Here is a 25,304-nt window from a genome sequence, read left to right as displayed (position 1 = left end):
GATTCTGGCCATCCCTCATAGAAGTACACGTCGCCCCGCTTCTCGCCTCACCACCTCCGGCAATTCCACGATCGAATCCAAGGCCTGAGCAATTAGACGGCCACCTGCCTTTGAGCATGTGAAGCGTCGCATGCCGTGCTGACAGTGTTCGCCCAGAGCATGATGGGAACCGTTGAACCCGCCTAACCTGCCTCCCTTTCAAAGGCGTAATCCTTGAAAACTAACCACCCGATTCCATGGGAGCGCTGTACATGCCTATCGACTTCAGACCCGCTCAAGCCTCAGACGCACAAGATATTGCACGCTTCTTTCAACTGACATCGGAGGGCATGGCCGATTACATATGGAGCAAGCTTGCCGCACCAGGACAAGCATTGCTGAGTGTCGGTACGTCTCGCTATGCCAGGGAACAGGGCGACTTTTCCTATAAGAACTGCCTGATGGCCATTTTCGAAGGGCGCGTCATCGGCATGATGCATAGCTATGCCTTGCGCGAGACCCCTGACAGGCCTGTCGAGACAGACCCGGTTCTCGCGCCTTATGGCGACATGGAAATACCCGACACCTTATACATATCCAGCCTGGCCCTGGATGAGGCCTGGCGCAGCCAAGGGCTGGGTGTCCAGTTTCTTCGCCATGCTCAGCAACGCGCTGAGGACTCTGGCCTGGATGGGCTATGCCTGATCGATTATGCAGAAAACCACGGTGCACGCCGCTTCTACGAACGTCACGGTTTTCACATTGTTAAAACCTGCCAGATCGTTCCGCACCCGATGCTGAGCGTAACCGGTGAAGCCTATTTGATGTATCGCCCTACCCACAACGTGCTTGAGAAAAGACCATGAACAAGAAACTGACCGTGTTCCGCGAACTGGATATCCAACCGGTGCGCGACCTTCCTTTTTTTGAAGAGGTCGTGGAAGGCAGCCCGCATACGCTGACGTCCAAGTATTATCACGATGAACAGCACGGTCGCATTTCCGGAGAATGGGAAGCCAGCACCGGAGCGTGGCGCATCGACTACAAAGTTTGGGAGTTCTGCCACGTGCTGAGTGGACGGTGCGTCATCGAGCTTGAGGGTTGCGCCCCCATCACACTGGCCGCTGGCGACACGTTCATTATCGAACCGGGCGCCAAGGGCAAATGGACCGTACTGGAAAACATGAAAAAGAACTTCGTGATCCTCTTGCCCGGGAACTAGCACCGGGTGGCGTTCATCGAGCGCAGCGCAAAGCCAGTTTGCATGCTTGCCTGCTGGCGGCGCTCGAATGTTCTTCGGCAGGCCACAACAGCTCTGTACCTCATGGCTGCGCAGTCGCGCGTATAAATAAGGCGTCAGTTGGCGCAAGCCACAATATCTGGCGCAGTGCCGGGAAATACTGGGGCTTATCGAACATGCCGAGACTCGCCTGACGGACTCCGTAAAACGGCCACAGGGGCGAGAGCGGGGTTTCGGAGCATCTGCGAGAAGGGCAGTTGGTCGAAGTGCTTGCTGACTGGCAGCCCGCCTCGGTGCCTGTGCACCTGCTATACCCGCATCAGCGCTTTCTTTCGCCAGCCGTGAGCGCATTCGCTGACTGGATCGCCAGGCTCGTTTGCGACAGCGATTCAGCCAGCATGCCAACCAATGTGCCGGCAACGGAGAGTGCGGCTGTGAATTACACTGCCACAGGTTCCTTTTCCTGATGCTTCGACGTAGCCTCTAAAACTGCGATTACACGCAAACCGTAGAAATGGCTATCGCCTTTCATCCTCCCAAAGCGGCATTTAATCCCTCGCTTGCCAGTAGAAAAAACACTATGAACGGACATACCTTGTTGCCTCCCCTTAACGCGCTCAGGGTTTTCGAGGTGGTGGCCCGTCATCTGAATTTTCGGCTGGCTGCCGACGAGCTAGGTGTCACTCAGGCCGCTGTGGCACAGCAGATACGAGGGCTTGAGACGAGCCTTGCGTTGAAGTTATTTGAACGGTTGCCTAGAGGGCTGCGCTTAACGGAACCCGGGAAGGGCTACAGCTTGGCAGTTCGTGAGGCATTCGCCTTGATCACTACGGCCACGCAAGCCCTCAAGCCAGTGGGGCTGGAGCTGACGGTCAGCGTCACGCCTACTTTTGCGGCGAAGTGGCTAATCCCTCGGCTGTCCTCGTTCTCAGTTGCGCACCCTCAGATCGATCTGCAAGTACTTGCCACTGACCGCATTTCGCAATTTCGGCCTGGTGGAGCTGACATCGCTGTCCGCTACGGACGTGCACCTTTCGAGAATATGCTCAATGCCGAGCTTTTTCTGACTGAACGTATAGTTGCGGTGGCTAGCCCGGTATTGCTTGAACAACTGGGTCGGCCAGAGAGCGTGGAAAAACTGCAGGCATACACCTTGCTGCATGACGCTCACAGTTTCTGGCCTGAGTTCATAGATCAGGCCTTCCAGAGCCCCATCCGCCAGCCCTCTAAAAATGTGCGGTTCAACCAGACAGTACTTGCGATCGAGGCTGCAGCAGCAGGACAAGGGCTGGCATTGGCCAGCTACCACTTCGTCAAAGCAGACCTAGAGGCAGGAAGGTTAGCGCTGGCGATGGCGCATCAAATGAGCTTGGACAAAGCCTATTATCTGGTCTGGCCGCGAAACGCTCACCAGCCGGCGGCCCTGGAAACCGTCCGAACGTGGCTACTTGAACAGGCGAGGCTATAGATTATCTACTGGCAGGAAGAAGGGTTGTTGTCTCTCTGAGACGTGCTGAGCGTTGCTAGTCTCATTTCACCAACAACCCGTCCAGGCCTCACTTAGGGGGATGTATGTCAGTAGAAAAAGTAGCAATAGTCACTGCCGGTGGTAGCGGCATGGGAGCGGCGGCAGCTCGCAGATTGGCTGCCGACGGCTTCAAGGTCGGTATTCTCTCTTCATCTGGCAAAGGCGAGGCCCTGGCGCAAGCGTTAGGCGGTATTGGCGTCACCGGCAGTAACCAGTCAAATGAAGATCTGCAGCGCCTAGTCGACGCAGTCATTCAGAAATGGGGCCGTATCGATGTGCTGGTTAACAGCGCCGGCCATGGTCCGCGGGCACCGATTCTTGAGATCAGCGACGAAGACTGGCACCAGGGTATGGAGACCTACCTGCTCAACGTCATTCGCCCGGCGCGGCTGGTGACCCCGTACATGCAGCGCCAGAAAGGTGGTGCAATCATCAACATTTCTACTGCATGGGCATTCGAGCCAAGCGAACTCTTCCCTACCTCGGCAGTGTTCCGTGCCGGTTTGGCGTCGTTCAGCAAAATCTATGCGGACAAATACGCCGCTGACAACATTCGCATTAATAACGTGCTGCCTGGTTGGATCGACAGTCTCCCTGCTACCGAACAGCGTCGAGAAGGTGTGCCGCTTAAGCGCTATGGCACCAGTGAGGAGATTGCCGCCACTGTCGCCTTCCTGGCGAGCGAAGGGGCAGCCTACATTACCGGCCAGAACATCAAGGTCGATGGCGGCCTTACACGCAGCGTCTGAGTGCCTCCGGGCCGCACGCGGTACGCGGCCCTTTTTCATTTTGGGCGATTGCCATGCGGTTCAAGACACACGCGCTACTAACGTAATCAGCAGCCCGAAATAGTTCACTAAGTGGAAGGGGCGGATGCTTTGCCGCCCAAGCGAATCAGCTCATTGGAGAAGCACAGGCCGACGATGATCAGTGCCGCTCCCGCGTATAGGCTTTGAGGCGGCACTTCGTTAAGCGCTACGAATGCCAGCAGCGCGGCGAACAGTGGCTCCGTGAGCTCCAGTGCCTGCACCTGGGATGGCTTCAGGTACTCGATGGCCTTGGTGGTGCAGAAGAAGCCGAGGATTGTCGGCAGCGTGGCCAGCGCCAGCAGCGCCGTGATCGCCAGCGGCGACAACTCGCCGATCGCGAAACCATCGGCGGCAGCCGGCATCAGCAGATACAGGCTGCCAAAGAACAACAATTGACGGGTGAAGTGCAGCCCTCCCGATACTCCCATACGTTTCATGGCAACCGAAAAAGCCCCATAGCCGGAGCCGGCAATGGAGGCCAGCGCAGCACCTTGCAGGCTAAAGCCCTGCTGCAGGTCGCCACCGAAGATCACCGAAATCCCAGCGATAGCCAATGCGGCGCCTAGGGTAGCGTTCGCAGTGATGGCATCCTTGAGAAAAATGCGCCCTAGGATGATCGACGAAATTGAGGCACTGGCCATCAGCACCACTACCACACCTGCCGCAGCGTAGTGTCTATAGGCGGACGTTTCGAAATGGAACAGCACAAAGATGCCAAGGAATGCACAGATAGCCGCCTGAGCCCATTGGGTCGACACCGCAGGGCGCTTGAGGAAAAACAGTAAGATCGAAAGAAGCATGCACCCCAGTACGGTCTTGATCACAGCGACACTGCTGGCCGTGAAGCCATTACTCATGAGTACTTTGCTGAGTACACCGATCGTTGCGTTCAGTGCTGCAGCGGAAAGTGCAAATATGACGCCTTTACCGAAAGTTGATTGCATTGCTGGCGATCCCTGTCGCTGAGTTGTCGTTCGATAGAGCTCCGCCAGTATCGACGGCATAATTGTTGAGGAGGGGAAGTCAGGTACCTAGCCTTTGGCGATGCAATAGGAATTGACGAACGCTGCCGTGTGCTGCAAAGACTGACGGATATCGGGTTTGGCTATTTCGTGCCGTTTTGCAAATTGCTCGACCGCCGTTGTATCAAAACGTGTGGTCTGGATAAAGTCCAAGGCTTCGGGTTTTGTGTGCAAGAACGACGCGACGGGGGGAATAGCCAGTAGCAGCTTCAGCAATCGGAGGGGAATGTGATGCTTGGGAGACGTTAAGCCCAACGGTTGTGCAACCTGCATCAGGAGTTCTCGCAAGTTTGGAGTGTGGTCATCAAGTGCCAGCAATTCCTGGCCCACCATGGCAGGGTCAAACGCACAAACTGCTACCAGCTCCGCCAGATAATCGACGGTGACCAGCGGCAGCCAGTGCTTGGCGGTACCGGGTACAGCAGTGAGCTTTCCCTGCACAAGGTTGCGTATCAGCGCCACCAGTGGCTGCCCCTCAAGAATATGCCCCGTGCGGCTGTGGCCACAGACCGTTGCAGGGTGGACAACGGTAATCTCCCCACCTTTGGCAGACATGAGCGCCAGGGTTGCAAAATGCGCCTCCAGCTTGCTTCCCTCGTAACCACCCACACGTCGATAGACGGCAGACCAATTCGTCAACTCCGGACGACGAGGATCAATTCCGATGCGTTGCAGATGTTCCTGATTTTTCAGCATGTAGCCGCCGATCATGACTAAACGGCTTTTTTGCTCTGCCGCCAGAAGCGCCACGCGCTTTGCCCCTTCCACATTTACCGCACGAGAATGCTCCACTGACAGCCCCCATGCGAAGTGGGCGCCTAGATGGAATATGACACTGGCGTGCCTTAGCACTTCACGGTCAGCAGGAGTCAGCCCGAGGTTGTCCCGTTCCAAATCGCCCGCTACGGCAAACACCCGGCTGGCGCACCCTCCCAAATTAGCGACTTGCTCGCGCAGTGCAGACAATTGCTCTGGGCGACGCATCAACACCCTGATGGTGTGACCTTTTGCACTCAAGTTCGCCACCAAATGTTGGCCAACAAAGCCAGTCCCGCCTGTGACAAAGCACTCCACGCTCATTTCCCTGTTCCTTGTTCAAGGTGAGAAACACAGCGTAAACTATCGACCCAACTCTAGGGTCAAGCGGTATTGTCATGAAAATCGGCGAACTTGAGGCGCGCAGCGGCGCTAGCCGCCATACGCTGCGTTACTACGAGCAACTTGGCCTGATCTCACCGCTGCGGCAAACCAACAACTATCGCGTTTACACCGAGCAAACGCTGCACGATCTGGACTTTATCCAGCGCGCGCAAAGCATGGGGTTTTCCCTTGGGGAAATTGGCGAGATTCTGGATGCGCAGCGGAACCAGCTGATTGACTGTGCTGACGGCGCCAGGCTCATTGAAAAAAAGATGGCAGAGATCAAGCAGAAGATCGCCAACCTCCAAAGCATTTATCGGTACCTGGATGAAGAGCGTGCAAACTTTGAGGCCAGTGCTGCCAAGCAACTTGAACTTCAGCAGCTGAACAACGCCGCAAACTGAACTGTCAGCCCGGGAAACGGAAACTGCAGCCCACGTCGCTCGTGAACGACCGCAATGGGTCGTAAGCAGACGGTCATGACTGGCCGCAATCGACCCAAGGCGTACTCTGATCCAACGCTCTGCTGTCAGTGCAGGCCTCATCGCCGGCAAGCCGGCTCCCACCGGAATATCACCAGCCTTCAGGCATGCGCTGTACCTGTGGGAGCCGCGCTTGCCGGCGATGGGGCGCGAAGCGGCCCCGGTTACAGATGTTGATTAGGCTAATAAGAAGAGCTTATGCGCCATGATGGTAAATCATTAGATCTGATGGCGGGGACGGTTTAAAACTCCCTGCATTGATCACCTTCACTGCGGAGACAGCTACATTGGCATGCACACTGAAGTCGCTCGTCCACACTCTCCATACCCTGTGCTCGGCATGGGGCAGCTACACCATGAGAAACCTTCAGCGTTAGTAGCCGTGGAGGCCAGCAATGTCATTTGTCGCTCCTGTTCTTGACCCCCAACTGGCTGAGATTGCACCAGGTTTCCGAGCGCTGAGTATCAGCGTGGAAGCTTCGCAGATCGAACACCCCCAGGTTTCTACAGACGCGCTTGAGAAGGCTTGTGAGTCGTTGGTCGCTGACACCCCGGTTTGGGCTAAGAGCCACTTGGCTGCATGGGCCAATGCATTCAGGCTGTTCGGCGCTAAACCACAGCGCACCCCGTGCTCAGCCGAAGCATTGCGCAAGCGAGTTCTGCGAGAAGGGAGCCTTCCCAGCATCGATCCCATTGTCGATTTGTACAACGCAATCAGCATCAAGTACGCCATACCCGTTGGCGGAGAAAATTTTGATGCCTACATAGGTGGCCCACGTTTAACCATCGCCGATGGCACTGAGCTGTTTGACACAACCAAAGATGGCAGTGCGGCAAACGAGTCGCCAGAAAAAGGCGAAGTCATTTGGCGCGATGATCACGGTGTGACTTGCCGACGCTGGAACTGGCGTCAGGGCACCCGCACCCGGCTTGATTCGAACACGAAGCGGATGTGGTTCATTCTGGAGAGCCTTCCTGAAATGCCCATAGAGGCCCTCAGGGCTGCTGGGGATGAGCTGAGCAGCGGACTTCAGCAGATGATGCCGGAGGCAAAAATTGCATCCCAATTGATTGAGTTTTACTGACCGGAGAAGCGTAATGGGCATCCGATGCTCAAGCCCCACTGCTGGGTACATTCGTGCCCATACCTTCAGGTAAATAGGGGCGTATCTCTTCTATTTCAGCGTGGCTAAGACGAATTCTGCAGGCGTCTATCAATCCATTCACCTGGTCGGGGCGGCGTGCGCCTACGATAGCGCCGGAAACTGCCCGGTGACGCAATACCCAAGCGATGGCTACGGCCGCCGCTTTGACCCCATGCCTGGCACCGATAGTTGCCATGACTTCTACCAACGCGAGGTTTTTGCTCAGGCGAGGTTCCTGGAAGTCGGCGCTCCGCGATTTTCGCCAATCATCGTCGGGCAGCTGTGCAATCCGCTCGCGGGTCATGCTTCCCGTCAGTAAACCAGATTGCAACGTCGAGTAGGCAATCACGCCCACCTGCGCTGTTGCACAATACGGCAGGATCTGGTCTTCGACATCACGCATCAAAGCTGAATACGGCGGTTGAAGGGAGGCGATATCGGTTACGGAGCGGGCTCGCTCAAGCTGGGAAACATCGAAGTTTGATACACCAATCGCCCTTATCTTGCCTTGAGTCTTGGCTTGGGCCAAGGTCGCCAAAGCCTCCTCGATGCCTTCGCTGTTTCCATCTGCCGGGAACGCTGGCCAGTGAATCTGATAGAGATCGATGACACTCACCTGTAAGCGACGCAGGCTATCTTCGATTTCTTTCATCAATGACTGGGGGGCGAGCGAATGAGAGATCTCACGGGTTGTGCGGTCCCACACCAGGCTGCCTTTGGTGAATACTAGCGGGCGACGCGAAGCTGGTACCTGACGCAGCAATTGCCCAGTCAATGTCTCGGCATGACCGAGCCCATATACCGCTGCTGTGTCGATCCAGTTCACGCCGCGTTCTACCGCATACTCCAATGCTGCCAGGCTATCGCCATCATCTTGCGCCCCCCAGCTGAACGCCCATCCTTGTCCTGCAATGGCCCACGTGCCCATTCCAATTGGCGAAATCAACAACTCGGATGTCCCTAGTCGATTCTTTTGCATGCAAACCTCTCGTCGATTGAGGCGCAGAGTATTCATTGAGAGGTTGCCGACGATAAGATAGCTAATCGTGTTTGAACTGCTGAGCTGTATTCATGAAATCCCCTTGCGACCTTTCCGAACTCGACGCCTTCGCCGCCGTAGCTCGCCATCACAGCTTTCGCAAAGCCGCCGACGAGCGAGGGGTATCTGCGTCAGCTCTGAGCCACGCCATGCGTGCCTTGGAAAGCAAGCTGGGGGTCAGGCTCCTTAATCGCACCACGCGCAGCGTCACGCCTACCGAAGCGGGTAATCAACTGCTCGCCACGTTGGTCCCTGCCTTGACGGAGGTCGCCAACGCGTTGCATGAATTGACCTTCAAACAGGAAGTCCCCACCGGCACGCTGCGATTGAACGTATCGCGGCCCGCTGCCCGTCTTGTTATTGCGCCGCTGCTGGCGCGATTCACGGCAGCCTACCCACGCATCAACGTAGAGCTGGTGGCCGATGATGGGTTGAGCGACATCGTCGGCAAAGGGTTCGATGCCGGCGTGCGCTTCGGCGAGAGCCTGGCGGGTGACATGATCGCCGTCCCGGTGGGCCCACCCCAGGGGTTTGTCACCGTTGCTGCCCCCAGTTACCTCAGTAGGCACGGGACACCGGACACACCGCAAAGGCTACTTGAGCACGCCTGCATTGGCCGACGCTTTCCCAGCGGCAAACTGTACAAGTGGGAATATCTTGCCGAGGGGCAGCCTATGCGCCTGGCCGTGGCAGGGCCGTTAATACTGGAAGATGACACCATGATGATTCAAGCGGCGAAAGACGGCGCCGGGATCGCGTACGTGTATGAGGAGATGGCAAGGGAATACTTGGCTCGGGGGCAATTGGAGGAAGTGCTGGAAGACTGGAGAGCCTTGCCAAGCAGGTTTTTCATCTACTACTCAAGCCGGCGTCACGTACCGCCAGCGCTAAAGGCGCTGATCGAGTTTGTGCGTGAGACGCAGCATCGTTGAATAAATGACGTGTCAAAGTGAAGGAAATCATACGAGTCGATGATCTGCAGGCGCCTAGGTTCGAATAGCGGGGCAGGGGGCCCCGCATCTGCTTCAAGCTTACTCGAGTACCGACTGACGTGCGTGCCGAAGCGGCACTGCAGACCCTTCGTCCTCATCAATGCGTTGGCGCCTGGGTAAGGCGTACCAGCGCGAATGGCTGATCAGCGGTTCAGGTGCTGGTTGGGATACTGTTGGCATCGTGCGTGAAGTGGGCAGTGATGTGTCACTGTTCAACGTGGGTGACGAAGTATTTTACGCCGGCGCAATCGATCAAGCGCCATAACGCGGTGCGAGTGTGTTGCTGGAAAGATGCCCGAACAGCGCTTTGCGGCTGCTTTCGTAGCGTTCGAAATGCTGCAGGTCGTGCATGGAAGGGATGGAGATCAGGACGCTGTTGTCGAAGTCTTGAAGGGCGCCATCCACCAGGTCGCTGGCTGACATCACGATGTTGGGATCAAGGTTCTCGACAGGCAGCCCCCCGATCTCCCAGAAGTCGGTCGCTGTGGCGCCTGGCAGCACCGCTTGAACCCTGATGCCATGTTCTGCCAGCTCTTTGTGCAGCGACTGAGTGAAGGCGGTTACGTAGGCTTTGCTTGCGCCGTACACACCATTCAGTAATTCGGGGGCCAGGCTGACGATGGAGGAAATATTGATGACTGCGCCCTGTTTGCGAGCGACGAAGCCCGGAGCAGCGGCGTAGGTGAGCCGTGTCAGTGCGGTGACGTTGAGTGTGATCATCTCGGCCATGCGCTCGACATCGCTTTCCATCAAGCTGGTGTGGGTGCCGATGCCGGCGTTATTAACCAACAGGTTGATGCTGGCGTCCTCGCGCAATTTGCGCTCGACGCGCGCCAAGTCCGCTGAGCTGCCCAGGTCCGCCTGGAAGACTTCCACACTCTGCTGGGTCTCGTTGGTGATACGGCTGGCGAGGGCATTGAGGCGATCACGATTGCGGGCGACCAGAACCAGGTCGTAGCCACGTTGAGCCAGGCGTTCGGCGTAGATCGCGCCGATGCCGGAAGATGCGCCTGTGATCAGGGCAGTGCCTTTGTATTCCTGAGTCATGGTCCAGCTCCGTTGATTGGGTGTGGAGCCATGATGCAGAGAAATTGATATGTCTTAAACGACGCATATAGTCATGATTTAAGACATCAAGAAATTGCGTTCGGGAGCGTCTTCGCGCAGGCCCAGTGCTTGGGCGCACGCAAACTAGGCTTTGTAGGAGTAGTTGTGTGGGAGCGGGCTTGCCCCGCGAATGGGGCTACGCGGTGCATGGCACCGGCTTCGCCGGTGTTCGCGGGGCAAGCCCGCTCCCACGTAATGCGTCAGAACACTGACCACCCGATCCGTGAACTCAGCAACTCGAGCGCCGCCATGCCCGCGTAGGAGTTGCCCGCAGCATTCAGTTCCGGCGACCACACGCATACGGTAAATTGGCCCGGCACGATTGCTACAATCCCGCCACCCACGCCACTCTTGCCTGGCAACCCCACGCGGTAGGCGAAATTCCCGGCTTCGTCATACAACCCGCTGGTGGCCATGATCGAGTTCACCTGCTGGGTCTGGCGTCGGCTCAGGATTTGCTCGCCGCTGTGCTTGCAGAACCCGTCGTTGGCCAGAAAGCAGAAGGCGCGGGCCAGATCGAGGCAGCTCATCTGCAGCGCGCAATAACTGAAGTAACTGCGTAACACCGTCTCGACGTCGTTATGGAAGTTGCCAAAGGACTGCATGAGGTAAGCCATGGCCGCGTTGCGCGCGCGGAATTGATACTCCGAATCCGCGACGCGGGTATCGATCGCAATATGGGGGTTGGCCGAGAGCCGTCGCACGAAATCGCGCATCGACAACGTGGGGGCTGCGAAGCGCGATTGGTTGATATCACAGATGACCAACGCACCGGCGTTGATAAAGGGATTGCGCGGGCGCCCGCGCTCGAACTCCAGCTGCACCAGCGAGTTGAATGGCTGGCCTGACGGCTCATGCCCAAGCCGCTCCCAAATGGCTTCACCGGAATGGCCAATTGCCTGGACCAGGCTGAATACCTTGGAAATGCTCTGCACCGAGAATGGCACCAGGGCGTCACCCGCGCAGTGATAACTGCCATCGTTGCCATAGACTGCAATACCCAATTGCTGCGCTGGCACGTCGGCCAGCGCAGGAATGTAGTCAGCCACTTTGCCCTTGCCGATCAAGGGGCGCACTTCGTCGAGAATCTCGTTCAACAGCGTTTGCATGGAAGGCCCTGTTATCACTCCCCATTCGACAGCGAGGGGTAGCGTTTCAGACGCAGGCTCAGCAGCAAAAATCACACACTCGGCGCGCAGCGGCCCCTTATTTCAGGCCATGGGGCTGCTCAGAAATCGTATCGGGTATTTAACATCACGTTGCGTGGCTCGCCGTAATAGCCGCTGTAGAAGGTGGTATCCAACGCACTGATGTATTTCTTGTCGAACAGATTGTTGATGTTGAGCGTCGTGGAAAGTTGGTCGGTCAGTTGATAGCGGGCCATCAGGTTGACCACGGTGAACTGCGATTGCTTGGCTTTGACCGTGCCCAATGCGGTGCTTGGCGTGACGGTGATGTGGGTGCCGCTCTGCCAGTTGGCACCGCCGCCGACGGTCAGGCGGTCGAAGTCTCCCGGTAGTCGGTAGGTGCTCCACAGTTTCACCATGTTGGCCGGGGCTTCGGTGTTCAAGCGCTCGCCATCGCGGTCCTTGGTGATGCCGTGGTTATAGCTGGCCGAGACGTTCCAGCCGGGCATCAACTCGCCGTTGGCCTCGACTTCAAAGCCACGGGTGGTGGCGCCGCTCACGGCTTTGTACGCGGCAGTCATACCATCATTGTTGACGGTCTTGCCTTCGTCGAGCACGGCCAGGTTGTCCTGCTTGACCTCATAGGCTGCGATGCTGGTATTCAGGCGACCGTCGAAGAATTCACTCTTCAGGCCCACCTCGTAGTTGTCGCCCTCACGCGGCTCGAGGGTCGAGCCGTCGGCATCACGCAGGCTCTGTGGTTTGTAGATGCTGGTCCAGCTGGCATACACCGAGTGGATGTCGTTGAGGTCATAGACCACACCGGCGTAAGGGGTGACAACGCCGTTTTCCTTGTAGTCGGTCGTGCGGTTGCTGAGGGGCGTCGCCGGGTAGGTCAGGTCGTAGTCGTAGTCGTACTTGCTGACTCGCGCACCCAGGATAACCGACAGGTCATCGGTCGGGCGCAGGCGGGTGGCAATGTAGGTGCCGGTCTGGTGAATGACGGTGTCGCCATCATAGAGCTTGCCGCCACCCATTACCGGTTTGTCTGTATAGTTGTCCCAGTCGTAGACGTTGACGAAGGTGCCTTCGATGCGGGTACCCCGGGTCGGTGTATGGCGGTTTTCGTAACGTGAATAGTTGTAGCCGACGATCAACTCATGCTGGCGGCCGAACAGCTGGAACGGGCCTTGGGCTTGTACATCCAGGCCGGTCTGTTTCTGCCAAGTGCTGCCTGCGCCACCATACAGGCGTACACCTGCACCAGTGCTCTCGTCGGGGAAGCCCCAACTGGCGGTGGCCAGTTTGTAGTCGTCACGCTTGATATACATTTGGTTGACCGACGCCTTCAGGGTCCAGTCATACGCCAGTTTCTGCTCGAGGCTTGCGAAGGTGTTGAGGGCATCTTGCGGGTTATGGCTCCAGCGCGCGGCGCTGTTGGTGGAGCGCGAGAACGACGTTTGCTCGCCATTGCTGTGGAACAGCGGGAACGCCACCGAAGACGAGCCTTGCGGGTTGTTTTTCTGGTAGTCGGCACCCACCGTCAGCAACGTGGTGTCGGTCAGGTCGGCTTCCAGGACCCCGTAGAAAATCTGCTTTTCCTGGGAATAATGGTCCATGAAGCTGTTGTTCTGCTGGTAAGCCGCGACCATGCGCCCACGCACGTTGCCGGTGGGCGTCAACGGGCCGGACAGGTCGACTTCGCTACGGTACTTGTCCCACGAACCCACGCCAGCCGTGATGTGGCCCTTGAACTCGGCCGTAGGGCGTTTGCGCACGAGGTTGATCGTGGCCGATGGGTCGCCCGCGCCAGTCATTAGCCCAGTGGCACCGCGCAGCACTTCGACACGGTCGTAGATGGCCATGTCGGCCAGGCTCTGCGCCGACATCTGGGTTGCGATATCCAGCGTGGTGGGGATGCCGTCGAACTGGTAGTTATCGACCGAGTAGCCACGCGAATAAATGTTGAAACGCTCACTGCCAAGGCTCTGCACCGACAACCCCGGCGTCTGTTGCAACACCTCGGTGATGTCGTTCAGCCCCTGGTCATCCATACGCTGACGGGTAACCACGCTGATCGACTGCGGCGTTTCGCGAAGGGTCAACGGCAGTTTGGTGGCCGTGCTGCTCTGGCCTGTGGTGTACGAGCCAGTGCCCTCGGTGGTGGCCCCCAGGCCTGTGGCGTTGATGCTGGTGGCGCCCAGTTCCAAGGCAGCGCCGCGCTCGGCCTTGGCCAGCACGTACCGTTTGTTCCCCGCCTGTACGAGCCGCAGGCCGCTGCCCTGGAGCAAGCGGGCAAACCCCTGGTGCAGCTCGAAATCTCCCTGCAGGCCTGGTGAGCCGAGGCCCGCGGTATCTTCGGCGCTGAAGGTGATCATGACCCCGCTGGCGGCAGCGAATTGGCTGAGGGCCTCGGCCAGGCTGCCAGCTGGGATGTCATAGCGCTGTGCTTGCGCCCAGGCAGCGGGCAGCACCAGCAGCGAGCCGGCCAGGCTCAGGGTGAGCGCTGCGCGGTGGATACCGCAGGCGAGTCGGGAGGGGGGTACGAACATGAACAACTTCCTGTTGGGGTTGGCAGTGGCTGCGTTTTTTACGCATGTGCAGCTAGAGCCGAAGCAGAAATCGAAATCTGTTACCCCTCACGCGAAAAAGTTTTGCTTCATGCCGCACCCGCCTCGATCCGCACCCAGTAACGGGTCAGGCGCCGGATGTGCACGGGCAGTGAGTCCTGCAGATTGGCCAGCACCGCCTCGCTGTCATCCAGCAGGAAGGTGCCGGACAGCCGCAAACCGGCGACCTCGGGCGCGCAACCGAGGTAGCCGGGGCGGTAGCGTGAAAGCTCGGCGAGCACGTCGTCCAGGCGCCAGTCGACCACCACCAGCATGCCCCGCGCCCAGGCCGAACTTTGCGCGGCGGCGGGGTGCAGTGGCCCGATTCGGTCTGCGGTAAAGGTTAGGGTTTGCCCAGCTTCGGCACGCATCACCTGAGCCTGCGCTAGCCTTGGCCGGACCTCCACGGCGTGCGCCTCGACCGTGACCCGGGTGCTGCCGTGCCCCTGGCGCACGGCAAAGCGCGTGCCGAGGGCGAGGATTCGGCCCTCGGCCGACTGCACGCTCAGTGGGCGCGTATCCTTGGCCGTTTCCACCAGAATTTCGCCCTGCTTCAGCACGATCAGCCGCTGCTGGCCATCGAAATACAGGTTCACTTGGGTGTCGGTGTCCAGCACCAAGCGGCTGCCGTCAGCCAGCGTCAGGTGGCGGCGTTGCCCCACGCGCGTGGCGTAGTCCGCCTGCCAAGGCGAAAGCTGATAACCCTGCCAACCGACCACGCCGACCCCGAGCAACAGCGCCAGCATCTTGACCGCCGCACGGCGCTGTTGCCGGGCTTGTTCAAGGGTCGCCGCACCCACCGCCGCAGGGGCTTGGGCCAAGCGTTGCTGCAAATGCTCAAGCCGGGCCCAGGCTTGTGCGTGCTGCGGGTCTGCCGCCAGCCAGGCTTGCCACTGGCTGTGGGTGGCAGGGCTGACCGTGCTTTCGTTAAGGCGCACGTACCAGTCCACCGCCTGGGCCAGGGCGCGCTTCATGCCTCGTCCAGCAGCAGGCAATGCATGAGGCCGCGGGCCAGGTGCTTGCGCACGGTGCTTACCGATACCCCACAGCGTTCAGCGGCTTTCTCGTAGGACAGCCCATCCAGTTGCACCGCCAGGAAAATCTGCCGGGTACGCGTGCCCAGGCCATCGAGCAGGCGATCGATGGCCAGCAGGCTATCCAGGATCTGTGCACGGGTTTCTGCCGAAGGGGCATAGGCTTCGGGGCGCAGTTGCAAGGCTTCGAGGTAGGCCTGTTCCAGGCTGCGCCGCCGGTACAAATCGATGACCAGGCCACGGGCGATGGTCGCCAGGTAATGCCGCGGCTCCTTCAGGCTGCTGGCGGTGCGGGCCAGCAGCACGCGCACAAAGGTATCCTGGGCCAGGTCCGCGGCATCCGCTGAGTTGTTCAGCCGATGGCGCAACCAGCTACGCAACCACACGTTGTGGTCACGGTACAGCACATGCAGATGCTCATGAGGTACTGCGTCGGGGGGCATTGTGGACATTCCCTCTCCCAGCCGGCGGAGGATGCAAATACGAAACACTCTCGATTGTAGAGGGATTGGCCAAGGCTGGGAAGAACACAGAGGGAGGAACTTAAATCTACGCGTTGGCGTATTCGTTGCGGACGATTTCAGCGCCTGCAGTCAACGCACTCAATTTCCCTCTGGCAACGTGGCGTGGTAACGGCGCCATGCCGCAGTTGGTGCACGGGTAGAGCTTGTCGATGTCGACGAACTGAAGGGCCTTGCGCAGGGTATTGGCGACTTCCTCGGGGGTTTCAATGGTATGGGTTGCCACATCAATGGCGCCAACCATCACCTTTTTACCGCGAATCAGTTCAATGAGATCCACCGGCACGCGGGAGTTGTGGCATTCCAGCGAGACGATGTCGATGCTGGATTTTTGCAGCTTGGGGAAGGCTTCTTCATACTGCCGCCACTCTGACCCGAGGGTTTTTTTCCAGTCGGTGTTGGCCTTGATGCCATACCCGTAGCAGATATGCACAGCCGTTTCGCATTTAAGCCCTTCAATGGCCCTCTCCAGGGTGGCCACCCCCCAGTCGTTCACCTCATCAAAGAAGACGTTGAATGCGGGCTCATCGAACTGGATGATGTCGACCCCAGCAGCTTCCAACTCCTTGGCCTCCTGGTTGAGAATTTTGGCAAATTCCCAGGCCAGCTTTTCACGGCTTTTATAGTGGCTGTCGTACAGCGTATCAATCATGGTCATGGGGCCTGGCAGTGCCCATTTGATGGGTTGCTTGGTCTGCTGGCGCAAGAACTTGGCGTCCTCGACAAACACCGGTTTCTGGCGAGCCACAGCCCCTACAACCGTCGGCACGCTGGCGTCATAGCGATCGCGAATTCTAACGGTTTCACGCTTCTCGAAATCGACACCGCTCAGGTGCTCAATAAACGTCGTGACAAAGTGCTGTCGCGTTTGCTCACCATCACTGACAATGTCAATGCCTGCAACTTGCTGTTCGTGCAATGACAAACGCAAGGCATCGTGTTTGCCCTCGATCAGGGCCTCATCATGCAGCTTCCAAGGCGACCAAAGTGTCTCAGGTTGTGCGAGCCAGGACGGTTTAGGCAAACTGCCGGCGGTTGAAGTGGGTAACAGCTTTTTCATAGTAAAAGACCTTGAACGTGGGAAGCGTCAATGAGCGTAATTGGCGGACCACTGCTCAAGTACGGCGTGGTAGGGTTTGATGAAGTGCTCTTCGGCGAACCGACCTTGTTCAATCGCCAGTCGGCTGCGCTCTTCGCGATCATAGACAATGCGCGTCAATGAATAGTCCTGGTGCTGCAAGCTGGGCTGATAGGACCTTCCAGCGACCGCGTTCGCGTTGTAAATCTCGGGGCGGTAAATCTTCTGGAAGGTGTCCATCGTGCTGATGGTGCTGATGAGTTCAAGGTTGCTGTAATCACCCAGCAGGTCGCCGGCGAAGTAAAAAGCCAGCGGTGCAACGCTGTTTGGCGGCATGAAGTAGCGAACCTTCAAGCCCATTTTCTTGAAGTACTCATCCGTCAGCGAATACGCGTCTTGCTGGTACTCGACCCCCAGTACAGGGTGTTGGTTTTCAGTGCGCTGATAGGTTTTGCTGCTCGAAACGCTCAGGCAAATAACCGGTGGCTTGTTGAAATGCGCTTTGTAGGCCGCTGAGTTCACGAAGCACTGGAACAGTTTTCCATGCAGGTCGCCGAAATCCTCTGGCGTGCTGAAGGTGGGCCGGCCTTTGTTGTGGGCCAGCAAGCGCACGCTGAAATCATAATCGCGCACGTAGGACGAGAAGTTATTGCCGACAATGCCATCGATACGCGTGTTGGTTTTTTTATCAATGACGGTCGTTTTAAGTAGTTCGATCAGCGGCAGGGCCGGGTCACCGCTTTCAGCATCGAGGTTCATCTCAACAGAAATGATCTCCAGCGCTACCGTGTAACGATCGCCGGTGGGGTTGTCCCAATGCGCCAGTGCATTGAAGTGATTGTCGATCATCTTCAAGGTGTTGCGTAAATTCGCTTGGCGGCTGGAGCCTCTCGCCAGGTTGGCAAAGTTGGTGGTGATGCGTGTGTTGTTCGAGGGCTGGTAGTGCTCATCGAAACAGACGCTCTTGATAGCAAAAGCAAGCGTGGTGTTCATGTTGGTGCGGTGCCTTAATCCCTTAATTGTTCAGTGCACCAGAGCTTTCCGGTGCGTTTACGCAGTGTGGGCTTCGCCAGGTAACCTGCGAGCCGGCGCAAAAAACGATAGGGGGATTTTCAGGCGTGAAGGAATATGAGGCAAACTCATTATTTTTGAGATGAACTTTATTTTGCCTCATGATTGAAGGGCGCCAGCGACGCACCGCCGTCGCCCTGCGGCTGCGGCGTCTGCTGCCTGCCCAAAAAGGACCTGTATACGAGTGCGCCCCTATCAGCAGGGTTGAACCGCCAATCGGTTACTCACGTTACGCCCCAGCACCAGCACCGTCGCAAAACCACAACCCACCAGTGCCGTGGCCAAGCTCAACAGTACTGCGGTGCCCAACTGGTCGACGATCTGCCCACCGAAGAACGAGCCCAAGGCAATGATCACCTGGAACATGGCGACGAACAGTGGCATGCCGCGTTCGACATCCTTGGGCGCTACGACAAACATCCAGATACTGGCGCACGCCGGGAAGGCGCCGAAGGCGAAGCCCCACAGTGCAATCAGCATCGCCGCGCCGGTCATGCCGGTGGCAAAGTAGGGGAACAGCGCGGTGCTGACGCCTATCATCAGGGCGACCAGCATCAGGGTATGACGCACGCTTCGGTTGGCGGCGAAGCCGGCGAATATATTGCCGATGACGCCCGCGACGCCATAGAGCAGCAGCAGCGAACCAATGGTCGGCCCATCGAAGCCAGCGCTTTGCTTGAAGAAGGGCGCGACATAGGTGTAGGCGGCAAAGTGCGCCAGGCCAATCAGCAATACCGCGATCAAGCCAACCCGCGCCTGCGGATTGATAAACAGCGCCGGCAGGTCACTGATGCGAATGGCCTTGTCTGGGTTAAGCCGCGGCAGCAGCAGGATCTGCGCCAGCAGCACAGGCACGCCCACCAACGCGGTCACCAGAAACGTCATGCGCCAGCCCATCAGGCCACTCAACCAGGTGCCCACGGGCACCCCCAGGACAGTGGCCAACGTCACACCGACCATGATGATCGACGTGGCCTGCGCAACGCCCACGCCCTTGGGCGCCAGGCGGCCGCTGAGGGCAATGGCCGTCGCCCAGAAGCCGCCGATGCTGATGCCCAGCAGCACACGGCCGAACAGCAGCAGGTTGAAGTCGCTGGCGTAGGCCACCACCGCGTTGGCGATGATCATGATCAGCGTCAGGCCGATCAACAGGTAACGACGGTCCAAGGCGCCAATGCCTACAGACAACAAGGGGGCGGCGAGGGCGGCCATGATGCCGGGCAGGGTAACCATCAGCCCGGCCTGGCCGGCACTGATGCCCAGGTCGCTGGCGACATCGTTGAGTACGCCGACCGGGAGAAACTCGCTGGTCACCAGGGCAAAGGCACCCACCGCGACCGATAGAATCGCCAGCCACTGCTGTTTGACGCTTTGTTGATTATGTTCGGGAAGGCCGCTAGGGGCCTGGCTGTCGCTTGGCATGGTGCTGGGTTCCAAGGGGGAAGTCGCCTGAAAGACGAAGAGGAGGGGGGAAAATTGGAGGCGATTATACGGGCGGGGGTGGGCAACCACACAGGCGCCCGGCTTGATAGTACTCATCAGTGAGATCGATGAAAGGCGCTGTGCAGAGCGGCGGTGGCTGGCTGATGAGGGGCGTAGGAAGACGGCGGATATGCATTCGCTACCGTTTTCGACCCATGGCTGACATTCAAGGCAAAGGGCTGATTCGGGAGTTCGTTAGCGTCTCCAAATCAAAACACGCCAGCAAGCACTGTCAGGCCAGCCACAAGGCTACCTCGCTGACCGGCTCATTGCCTTCGCACAACCAGCGCATGCGTCAATGCAAACAAGAGAAGCTGGTTGGGAGCCACACTGAGCGCGCATGATTGCAGTGCTAACGCGAGAAGAGCGGATTATCTTCTGGGCATCTTTCAACACAGGAGTGGCGATGAGAGAACACAATTATGCTGTCACCATCAATTGGATAGGCAACACCGGTGAGGGTACTGCCAGCTATACGGCTTACCAGAGAGACTTCACTGTCGAGTCACCAGGGCGAGCGCCTATCGATGGTTCCGCCGACCCTGCTTTTCGTGGTAATCCCGAATGCTGGAACCCTGAAGACATGTTGCTGGCATCGATCTCGGCCTGCCACAAGCTCTGGTATCTTCATCTGTGCGCCGTTAACAACGTGTGCGTGCTGGAATACGTCGACCACCCGGTGGGCTGTATGATCGAAGGCGATGGCCAGCGCAGGGGCCATTTCAAGGAAGCAGAGCTAAGACCTCAGATCATCATTAGTAGTCAATCAGATAGGGCGCTTGCAATGCGCTTGCATGACGATGCTCACCACGAGTGTTTCATTGCCAACTCGGTCAACTTCCCTATCAAATGTAGGGCTGTTATCAACTATCGAAACTAATCCCTCAAAGGCTCTAGCCTCGGTATCGGCCCGGACATCTGAATGTCTGCATGGGGTCGTTTGCTGTCACTCGCGCCCGACCGCTTTCGACCCAAAGCCGCCCTTCGCGATGATAGGCTTGTGGCCAAAGCGGACGGCTTAAATCACATTTCCTATCTAAGTCGAAACTACATCATCATTGGCTTGGTGAATGGAACAATCCGCGAACGACTTCCCTTAACCACCGATTCCCACTGTCCTGATGATATCGGGCATGCCAATGCTGTTTGACGGTGAACCCCTCCACTTCAACTGGGCAGTTATGCATCCGTAGTCCATGCATGTCAGCCAGCGTCTGTCCGATATGTCGCGGCAAGGTGGCCAGCAGATCCGTCGTCCCGATTATCATCCCCAACCCGAGAAACCCCGGCAGCTCCAGCATGATCCGTCGTTCGATCCCGGCGCGTGCCAATCCTGCCTCCAGCAGCTTCTGCCCAGTGCCGAAACTAATCTGCACATGCCCCTCGGTGCGGTAGCGCGTTAAGCCCATGCCTTTGCCCAGGCGGGGATGCTGCGGGTTGCTCAGGCACACCCAGTCCTGCTCGAACAGCATCTGCTGGTATATCCCCCCACCCAGCCAGGGCACGAAGCCAATGGCCAGGTCCGCCTCTCCCGACTCCAGTGCGCTCTCGGTATTGCCATCGATCCGCGCCGCCTCCAGTCGGATGCCCGGCGCATGGCTGCGCAGGTGGTTGAGGATGCTCGGCAGCAGGGTGATATGGCTGGCATCACTGACACATAGGCGAAAACGCCGCTGCGCCGTGGCTGGCAAGAACTGCGGCTCCCATGCCGTTAGCCTGCGCAATGACTCCACCACCTCGCGGCACGGGCCGATCAGTTGATCGGCCCGTGGCGTAGGAGCCATGCCCCCAGGCGTGCGCACGAACAACGGGTCGTTCAACTGCTCGCGCAGGCGCGCCAGCCAGATGCTGATAGTCGGCTGGCTCTGCCCCAACTGCTCGGCCGCTCGGGTCACACTGCGACAGTGGTACAGCACGTCGAACAGTTGCAGCAGCTTGGGTTCGGGCAGAGCCTCCAAGGCATTCATTATTGCGAATCTCAATAGTTGTATTGAGGTCATTGTATAGCCCAAATAACCCTCGCTGCATAAGGTAGTCGCAAACCACAGGAGGTCTGCGACGTGAAAATCTGCATTCTGGGCGCCGGTGCCCTGGGCTGCGCCATTGGTGCGGCCCTAAGCGAGGCGGGGCATGAAACCTGGCTATTGAACCGCGGCCGTGCGCACGTCGAGGCGATGAAACTGAACGGGTTGCGGGTGCACGACGAACGAGGCGAGCGGCAGGTGCCAGTCAAAGCTGCCATGGAAGCCGAAGATGTCGGTGTGGCTGACTTAGTGGTGGTGTTGGTGAAGTCGTTCCACACCGCCGAGGCCATCGTCGGTGCCGCCGCGCTGATCGGGCCGCAGACGCTGGTGCTGTCGCTGCAGAATGGCCTCGGCCACGAGGACATACTGGCCGACGCCGTCGGTCGTGAGCGGGTGCTGGCCGGCAAGACCTATGTCGGTGGCGTGCTGCTGGCGCCGGGTTCGATCCGCGCTGGGGTGGCCGGCAAGCAGACCTTCATCGGTGAACTAGATGGCCAGCTGTCACCGCGCGTGCAGGCCATCGCCGATGTTTTCAACAGTGCTGGATTGGCCACCACTGTCAGCGACAATATTCTCGGCACCATGTGGGACAAGTTGCTGGTCAACGTCGCCACCGGCGCGTTGAGCGGCATCACCATGCTCAGCTATGGCCAGCTGTACAGCGAGCCGCTGCTGGAAGGTACTGCCAAGGCCGCTGTGGCTGAAGCCATCACCGTGGCCCAGAGCGCTGGCATCCGTCTCAGTCTGAGCAGTTCTGACGCCGCCTGGACGTTGGCCGCTGAAGGCCTGCCGGCGAGCTTCCGTACCTCGATGCTGCAGAGCCTGGAAAAGGGCTCCATCACCGAAATCGACTTCATCAACGGTTCCGTCGTGCGCTGGGGCCAGCGTTATGGCGTGGCCACGCCGGTTAACGCGACCCTGGTGGCCTGCATCAAGGGCATCGAGCGCGCCATGGCCGATCATCAGAAAAAGGAAACCTCATGAGCCAGCCAAAAGCCTACCTCGAACATGTGGCGTTCTGGGTGCAGGACATCCAGTGGCATATCCGCTTTTTCAGCGAGGTGTGCGGCATGACCATGCGTGAAGTGCAGGGCGACGTCGAGCAACCGGCACAGTACTGGACCCTCGGCGGCCTGCAGTTCATTCATCAGCCGGACTTCGCCGGGCCGGAAGGGCGCATGGCTCACTTGGGCATAATGTGCGAGGACCTGGAAGCAGCGCTGGCCGCCGCCCAGCGCTTCGGCGTCAGCGAAATGCCCCTGGGCCGCAACTGGTTGCGCCTACCCGATGGCCTGGCAGTGGAGTTCATCCAGGCGCTGCCGGCCAAATGCGTGGCTCAGGCACTGGCCATCGATCCGCGGGCGGAGGTGCAGGCATGAGGGTGGTGGAGAAATACTGGGACGATGCACGCGAAGGCGACGAATGCATCAGCCCCACTTACACCGTGACCCGGGAACGCATCTTGGCCTACGCGGACCTCACCGGTGACCACACCCCGGTGCATGTCGACGAGGAATACGCCAACGCCAGCCACTTCGGCTGCCTGGTTGCCCACGGGCTGTTCGGCTTGTCGATTGCTGATGGCCTGAAAACCCAGTGCGAATACCGCTTCTTGCCGGGCATGTCGCTGGGCTGGACATGGGACTTCGTACTGCCGATCAAGGTCAACGACGTGCTCCATGTGCGCATGCGCGTCGGTGCGATGCGCCCGAGTAACAGCCGTCCGGGTTGGGGCATCGTGGTACTGCCATCGGAACTGATCAACCAGCACGGCGACGTCGTGCAGCGTGGCGAGCACCGGCTGATGGTACCGCGGAGGGTAGAGGCATGAGCCAGGCATTGCCATTGGCGGGTATTCGCGTCATCGACTACAGCCATTTCCTCGCCGGGCCTTATGTGGGGCGCTGTCTGGCGGCGCTGGGCGCCGAGGTGATCAAGGTCGAACGGCCGGGTAGCGGCGATGCTGGTCGCCAGCATGCGTTCACCCTGGACGACCAGCAGAGCGGCTATTTCCTGCAGCTGAACATGGGCAAGCAGGGCGTTAGCGTCAACATGAAGGACCCGCGCGGGAAGACGTTCATGCAGCGCCTTACCGATTCGGCCGACGTGTTCATCGAGAACTACCGCCCAGGTGCGCTGGACAAGCTGGGATTGGGCTACGCCGAGCTGTCGGCTCGCAACCCGCGCCTGGTGTACTGCTCGATTTCAGCCTACGGCCATACCGGGCCGGACGCCTACCGCGCCGGCTTCGGGCTGATCGCCGAGGCCAAGAGCGGCATCATGCAGATGGTTGGCGTGCCGGGCGAAGCGCCGCCGCTGCTGCGGATCTCACTGGGCGACATGTACACCGGCATCCATGCCGTGGCCGCGATCAATGCGGCGCTGCTGGGCCGGGTCAGCAGCGGCCGGGGGCAGCATATCGACATGGCCCTCTACGACACGCTGGTGTCGATGCATGAGTACGCGGTGCAGTGCTACACGTTGTCCGATGGCACCGTGCTGCCGGAGCAGACTGGCCATGACATGCCCACCTCGACCTTGTACGGCGTGTTCCGCGCTGCCGATGGCGACCTGGTGATCGCGGCCCAGGTCGACGATGCCTGGCAACGCTTTGCTGCCATGCTCGAAGCCAATGGCGGCCCGCCCGGGTTTGGCAGCGACAAGCGCTACCACAGCCTCAACGGTCGCAATGCCCACCGTCAGGCGATTCTGGCTGTGGTCCGCGACTGGGTCGGCGCCCGTCAGGTGGCCGATATCCTGCAACTGCTGGACGGCATCGACATCCCTAGTGCTAAGGTGCAGCGCATCGACGAGGTGCTGGCCGACCCGCAGATCCAGGCGCGCAACATGGTCATCGAACAGCAGCACCCGCGTTACGGCACCTTGCGCCTGCCCAACCTGCCGTTCCGTTTTTCCGACTGCGACACGACGATTCACCAGGTGGCCCCGGACCTTGGCCAGCACAACGCCGAAGTGGCCGCAGCACTTGGCTTCAGCCCTGAGGAAATAACCGCCATGCAGGCAGACGGTGTACTGTTCACCCACGGAGATGCACGATGAGCGACCGCTACGCAGTGATCGGCCGGCCGATCAACCACACCAAGTCCCCTTTGATTCACGGTCTGTTCGCCGAGGCCAGCGGCCAGGCGCTGGAGTATGGCGCCATCGAAGGCACGCTTGATGACTTCGAGACCCAGGTACTGCGTTTCCGTCGTGACGGCGGACTGGGTATGAACATCACCGCCCCGTTCAAGTTGCGCGCCTTCGAACTGGCTGATCGGTGCAGCGAGCGGGCTCAATTGGCACGGGCGGCCAATGCACTGAAGTTTGAGGATGGTCGTATCTTTGCGGAAAACTTCGATGGCATCGGTTTGTTGCGGGACATCGAAGAAAATCTCGGCGAACCTCTGCGCAACACGCGTGTGCTCATGCTCGGTGCTGGCGGCGCGGTACGTGGGGCGTTGCTGCCGTTTCTGCAGGCCGGACCTCGCGAGTTGGTGATTGCCAACCGCGATATGGCCAAGGCATTAACGTTACGCAACGAACTGAATCACCCAAGGCTGCGCATCAGTCGTTACGAAGAACTGGAAGGGCTCAGTTACGACATCGTTGTCAACGCTACCTCCGCCAGCCTGACGGGTGAACTGCCGCCGCTGCCCATGGGCGTTCTGGCCGAGACGCGCCTGGCGTATGAGCTGGCCTATGGCAAAGGCCTGACGCCATTTCTTCGTATGGCGCAAGCGCAAGGTGTGGCGCGCCTGGCCGACGGTGTCGGCATGTTAGTCGAGCAGGCGGCTGAAGCTTTTGCCTGGTGGCGAGGGGTGCGGCCTGAAACCCGTACCGTAATTGATCGACTGACCATTCCTCTGGAGTAA

26 protein-coding genes and 1 pseudogene are annotated in these 25,304 nt (G+C 58.9%); 15 read left to right on the top strand and 12 right to left on the bottom strand.

The features are described from left to right. Positions 1-251: 251 nt before the first annotated feature. From HU764_RS15535 to HU764_RS15515, 5 genes are all read left to right on the top strand, one after another. Complete coding sequence (locus tag HU764_RS15535) at positions 252-845, top strand: GNAT family N-acetyltransferase (protein ID WP_225935662.1); 594 nt, start codon at positions 252-254, stop codon at positions 843-845. Beyond that, positions 842-1,201, top strand: a complete 360-nt coding sequence (locus tag HU764_RS15530; RefSeq protein ID WP_186680647.1) for a cupin domain-containing protein — start codon at positions 842-844, stop codon at positions 1,199-1,201. Before HU764_RS15535 ends, HU764_RS15530 begins: the two co-directional genes overlap by 4 nt. A gap of 284 nt (positions 1,202-1,485) precedes the next feature. Next, positions 1,486-1,686: a hypothetical protein gene (locus tag HU764_RS28140; RefSeq protein ID WP_420876203.1), complete on the top strand. Its 201-nt coding sequence runs from the start codon at positions 1,486-1,488 to the stop codon at positions 1,684-1,686. Between the two features lie 113 nt (positions 1,687-1,799). Beyond that, the gene (locus tag HU764_RS15520) at positions 1,800-2,687 is read left to right on the top strand and encodes a LysR substrate-binding domain-containing protein (RefSeq protein WP_186680712.1); all 888 of its coding nucleotides are present in this window, start codon (positions 1,800-1,802) and stop codon (positions 2,685-2,687) included. Positions 2,688-2,791: 104 nt separating this feature from the next. Continuing rightward, positions 2,792-3,496 (top strand): SDR family oxidoreductase, encoded by a 705-nt coding sequence (locus HU764_RS15515; protein ID WP_186680650.1) that lies wholly within the window; start codon positions 2,792-2,794, stop codon positions 3,494-3,496. A gap of 107 nt (positions 3,497-3,603) precedes the next feature. On the opposite strand, the gene HU764_RS15510 is transcribed toward HU764_RS15515, so the two are convergent. Then, the gene (locus HU764_RS15510; RefSeq protein WP_186680653.1) at positions 3,604-4,500 is read right to left on the bottom strand and encodes a DMT family transporter; all 897 of its coding nucleotides are present in this window, start codon (positions 4,498-4,500) and stop codon (positions 3,604-3,606) included. 87 nt (positions 4,501-4,587) lie between these two features. Beyond that, positions 4,588-5,658, bottom strand: coding sequence for an SDR family oxidoreductase (locus tag HU764_RS15505; protein ID WP_186680656.1), 1,071 nt, complete (start codon positions 5,656-5,658; stop codon positions 4,588-4,590). A gap of 74 nt (positions 5,659-5,732) precedes the next feature. On the opposite strand from HU764_RS15505, the gene HU764_RS15500 reads away from it, so the two are divergent. Together HU764_RS15500 and HU764_RS15495 are read left to right on the top strand one after the other, a co-directional pair. Further along, positions 5,733-6,122: a MerR family transcriptional regulator gene (locus HU764_RS15500; RefSeq protein WP_099454510.1), complete on the top strand. Its 390-nt coding sequence runs from the start codon at positions 5,733-5,735 to the stop codon at positions 6,120-6,122. A gap of 473 nt (positions 6,123-6,595) precedes the next feature. Continuing rightward, positions 6,596-7,285 (top strand): B3/B4 domain-containing protein, encoded by a 690-nt coding sequence (locus HU764_RS15495; RefSeq protein WP_186703429.1) that lies wholly within the window; start codon positions 6,596-6,598, stop codon positions 7,283-7,285. Positions 7,286-7,313: 28 nt separating this feature from the next. Here HU764_RS15495 and HU764_RS15490 read toward each other — a convergent pair whose 3' ends face one another. Then, positions 7,314-8,324: an aldo/keto reductase gene (locus HU764_RS15490; protein ID WP_186680661.1), complete on the bottom strand. Its 1,011-nt coding sequence runs from the start codon at positions 8,322-8,324 to the stop codon at positions 7,314-7,316. A gap of 92 nt (positions 8,325-8,416) precedes the next feature. Between HU764_RS15490 and HU764_RS15485 the strand changes: the two genes are divergently transcribed. Next, entirely contained in the window at positions 8,417-9,316 is a 900-nt protein-coding gene (locus tag HU764_RS15485; protein ID WP_186680663.1) for a LysR family transcriptional regulator, read from the top strand. 220 nt (positions 9,317-9,536) lie between these two features. Next, positions 9,537-9,632: pseudogene (locus HU764_RS28135) on the top strand (alcohol dehydrogenase catalytic domain-containing protein); the annotation flags it as partial. On the opposite strand, the gene HU764_RS15480 reads toward HU764_RS28135, so the two are convergent. The 8 genes from HU764_RS15480 to HU764_RS15445 all read right to left on the bottom strand — a co-directional run bounded on the left by HU764_RS15480 (position 9,629) and on the right by HU764_RS15445 (position 19,345). Continuing rightward, positions 9,629-10,423: an SDR family NAD(P)-dependent oxidoreductase gene (locus HU764_RS15480; RefSeq protein WP_186703428.1), complete on the bottom strand. Its 795-nt coding sequence runs from the start codon at positions 10,421-10,423 to the stop codon at positions 9,629-9,631. The pseudogene HU764_RS28135 and the gene HU764_RS15480 sit on opposite strands and share 4 nt — an antisense overlap. Before the next feature lie 260 nt (positions 10,424-10,683). Continuing rightward, positions 10,684-11,592: a glutaminase B gene (glsB, locus tag HU764_RS15475; protein WP_027596305.1), complete on the bottom strand. Its 909-nt coding sequence runs from the start codon at positions 11,590-11,592 to the stop codon at positions 10,684-10,686. Between the two features lie 119 nt (positions 11,593-11,711). Next, entirely contained in the window at positions 11,712-14,162 is a 2,451-nt protein-coding gene (locus HU764_RS15470) for a TonB-dependent siderophore receptor (RefSeq protein WP_186680667.1), read from the bottom strand. Positions 14,163-14,269: 107 nt separating this feature from the next. Further along, positions 14,270-15,193, bottom strand: coding sequence for a FecR domain-containing protein (locus HU764_RS15465; protein WP_186680669.1), 924 nt, complete (start codon positions 15,191-15,193; stop codon positions 14,270-14,272). Then, on the bottom strand, positions 15,190-15,705 hold the full coding sequence (locus tag HU764_RS15460) for a sigma-70 family RNA polymerase sigma factor (RefSeq protein ID WP_050580784.1): 516 nt from the start codon (positions 15,703-15,705) through the stop codon (positions 15,190-15,192). Before HU764_RS15460 ends, HU764_RS15465 begins: the two co-directional genes overlap by 4 nt. Before the next feature lie 97 nt (positions 15,706-15,802). Further along, positions 15,803-16,834: a methionine synthase gene (locus tag HU764_RS15455; protein ID WP_186703427.1), complete on the bottom strand. Its 1,032-nt coding sequence runs from the start codon at positions 16,832-16,834 to the stop codon at positions 15,803-15,805. 27 nt (positions 16,835-16,861) lie between these two features. Further along, positions 16,862-17,845, bottom strand: a complete 984-nt coding sequence (locus HU764_RS15450; RefSeq protein WP_186703426.1) for a DUF1852 domain-containing protein — start codon at positions 17,843-17,845, stop codon at positions 16,862-16,864. Between the two features lie 273 nt (positions 17,846-18,118). After that, positions 18,119-19,345: an MFS transporter gene (locus tag HU764_RS15445; protein ID WP_027596311.1), complete on the bottom strand. Its 1,227-nt coding sequence runs from the start codon at positions 19,343-19,345 to the stop codon at positions 18,119-18,121. A 466-nt stretch (positions 19,346-19,811) separates the two neighbouring features. Here HU764_RS15445 and HU764_RS15440 point away from each other — a divergent pair, with 466 nt between their 5' ends. Then, positions 19,812-20,285: an OsmC family protein gene (locus HU764_RS15440; RefSeq protein WP_186680715.1), complete on the top strand. Its 474-nt coding sequence runs from the start codon at positions 19,812-19,814 to the stop codon at positions 20,283-20,285. 175 nt (positions 20,286-20,460) lie between these two features. On the opposite strand, the gene HU764_RS15435 is transcribed toward HU764_RS15440, so the two are convergent. Then, complete coding sequence (locus HU764_RS15435; RefSeq protein WP_186703425.1) at positions 20,461-21,372, bottom strand: LysR family transcriptional regulator; 912 nt, start codon at positions 21,370-21,372, stop codon at positions 20,461-20,463. Positions 21,373-21,465: 93 nt separating this feature from the next. Here HU764_RS15435 and HU764_RS15430 point away from each other — a divergent pair, with 93 nt between their 5' ends. From HU764_RS15430 to aroE, 5 genes are read left to right on the top strand one after another with little or no spacing between them, the layout of a single operon-like run. After that, positions 21,466-22,413, top strand: coding sequence for a 2-dehydropantoate 2-reductase (locus tag HU764_RS15430; protein ID WP_186703424.1), 948 nt, complete (start codon positions 21,466-21,468; stop codon positions 22,411-22,413). Further along, the gene (locus HU764_RS15425) at positions 22,410-22,808 is read left to right on the top strand and encodes a VOC family protein (protein WP_186680681.1); all 399 of its coding nucleotides are present in this window, start codon (positions 22,410-22,412) and stop codon (positions 22,806-22,808) included. The genes HU764_RS15430 and HU764_RS15425 overlap by 4 nt, the downstream gene beginning before the upstream one ends. Next, positions 22,805-23,260: a MaoC family dehydratase gene (locus HU764_RS15420; protein ID WP_186680683.1), complete on the top strand. Its 456-nt coding sequence runs from the start codon at positions 22,805-22,807 to the stop codon at positions 23,258-23,260. The genes HU764_RS15425 and HU764_RS15420 overlap by 4 nt, the downstream gene beginning before the upstream one ends. Further along, complete coding sequence (locus HU764_RS15415; RefSeq protein WP_186680685.1) at positions 23,257-24,489, top strand: CaiB/BaiF CoA transferase family protein; 1,233 nt, start codon at positions 23,257-23,259, stop codon at positions 24,487-24,489. The genes HU764_RS15420 and HU764_RS15415 overlap by 4 nt, the downstream gene beginning before the upstream one ends. After that, positions 24,486-25,304 carry a shikimate dehydrogenase gene (aroE, locus tag HU764_RS15410; RefSeq protein WP_186680687.1) on the top strand — a complete coding sequence of 273 codons (819 nt, stop codon included), beginning with the start codon at positions 24,486-24,488 and terminating at the stop codon, positions 25,302-25,304. The genes HU764_RS15415 and aroE overlap by 4 nt, the downstream gene beginning before the upstream one ends.

Source organism: Pseudomonas kermanshahensis (assembly GCF_014269205.2).
Lineage (GTDB): Bacteria > Pseudomonadota > Gammaproteobacteria > Pseudomonadales > Pseudomonadaceae > Aquipseudomonas > Aquipseudomonas kermanshahensis.
The sequence above is the reverse complement of the archived record's forward strand: the minus strand, read 5'-3'. Positions and strand labels throughout refer to the sequence as shown.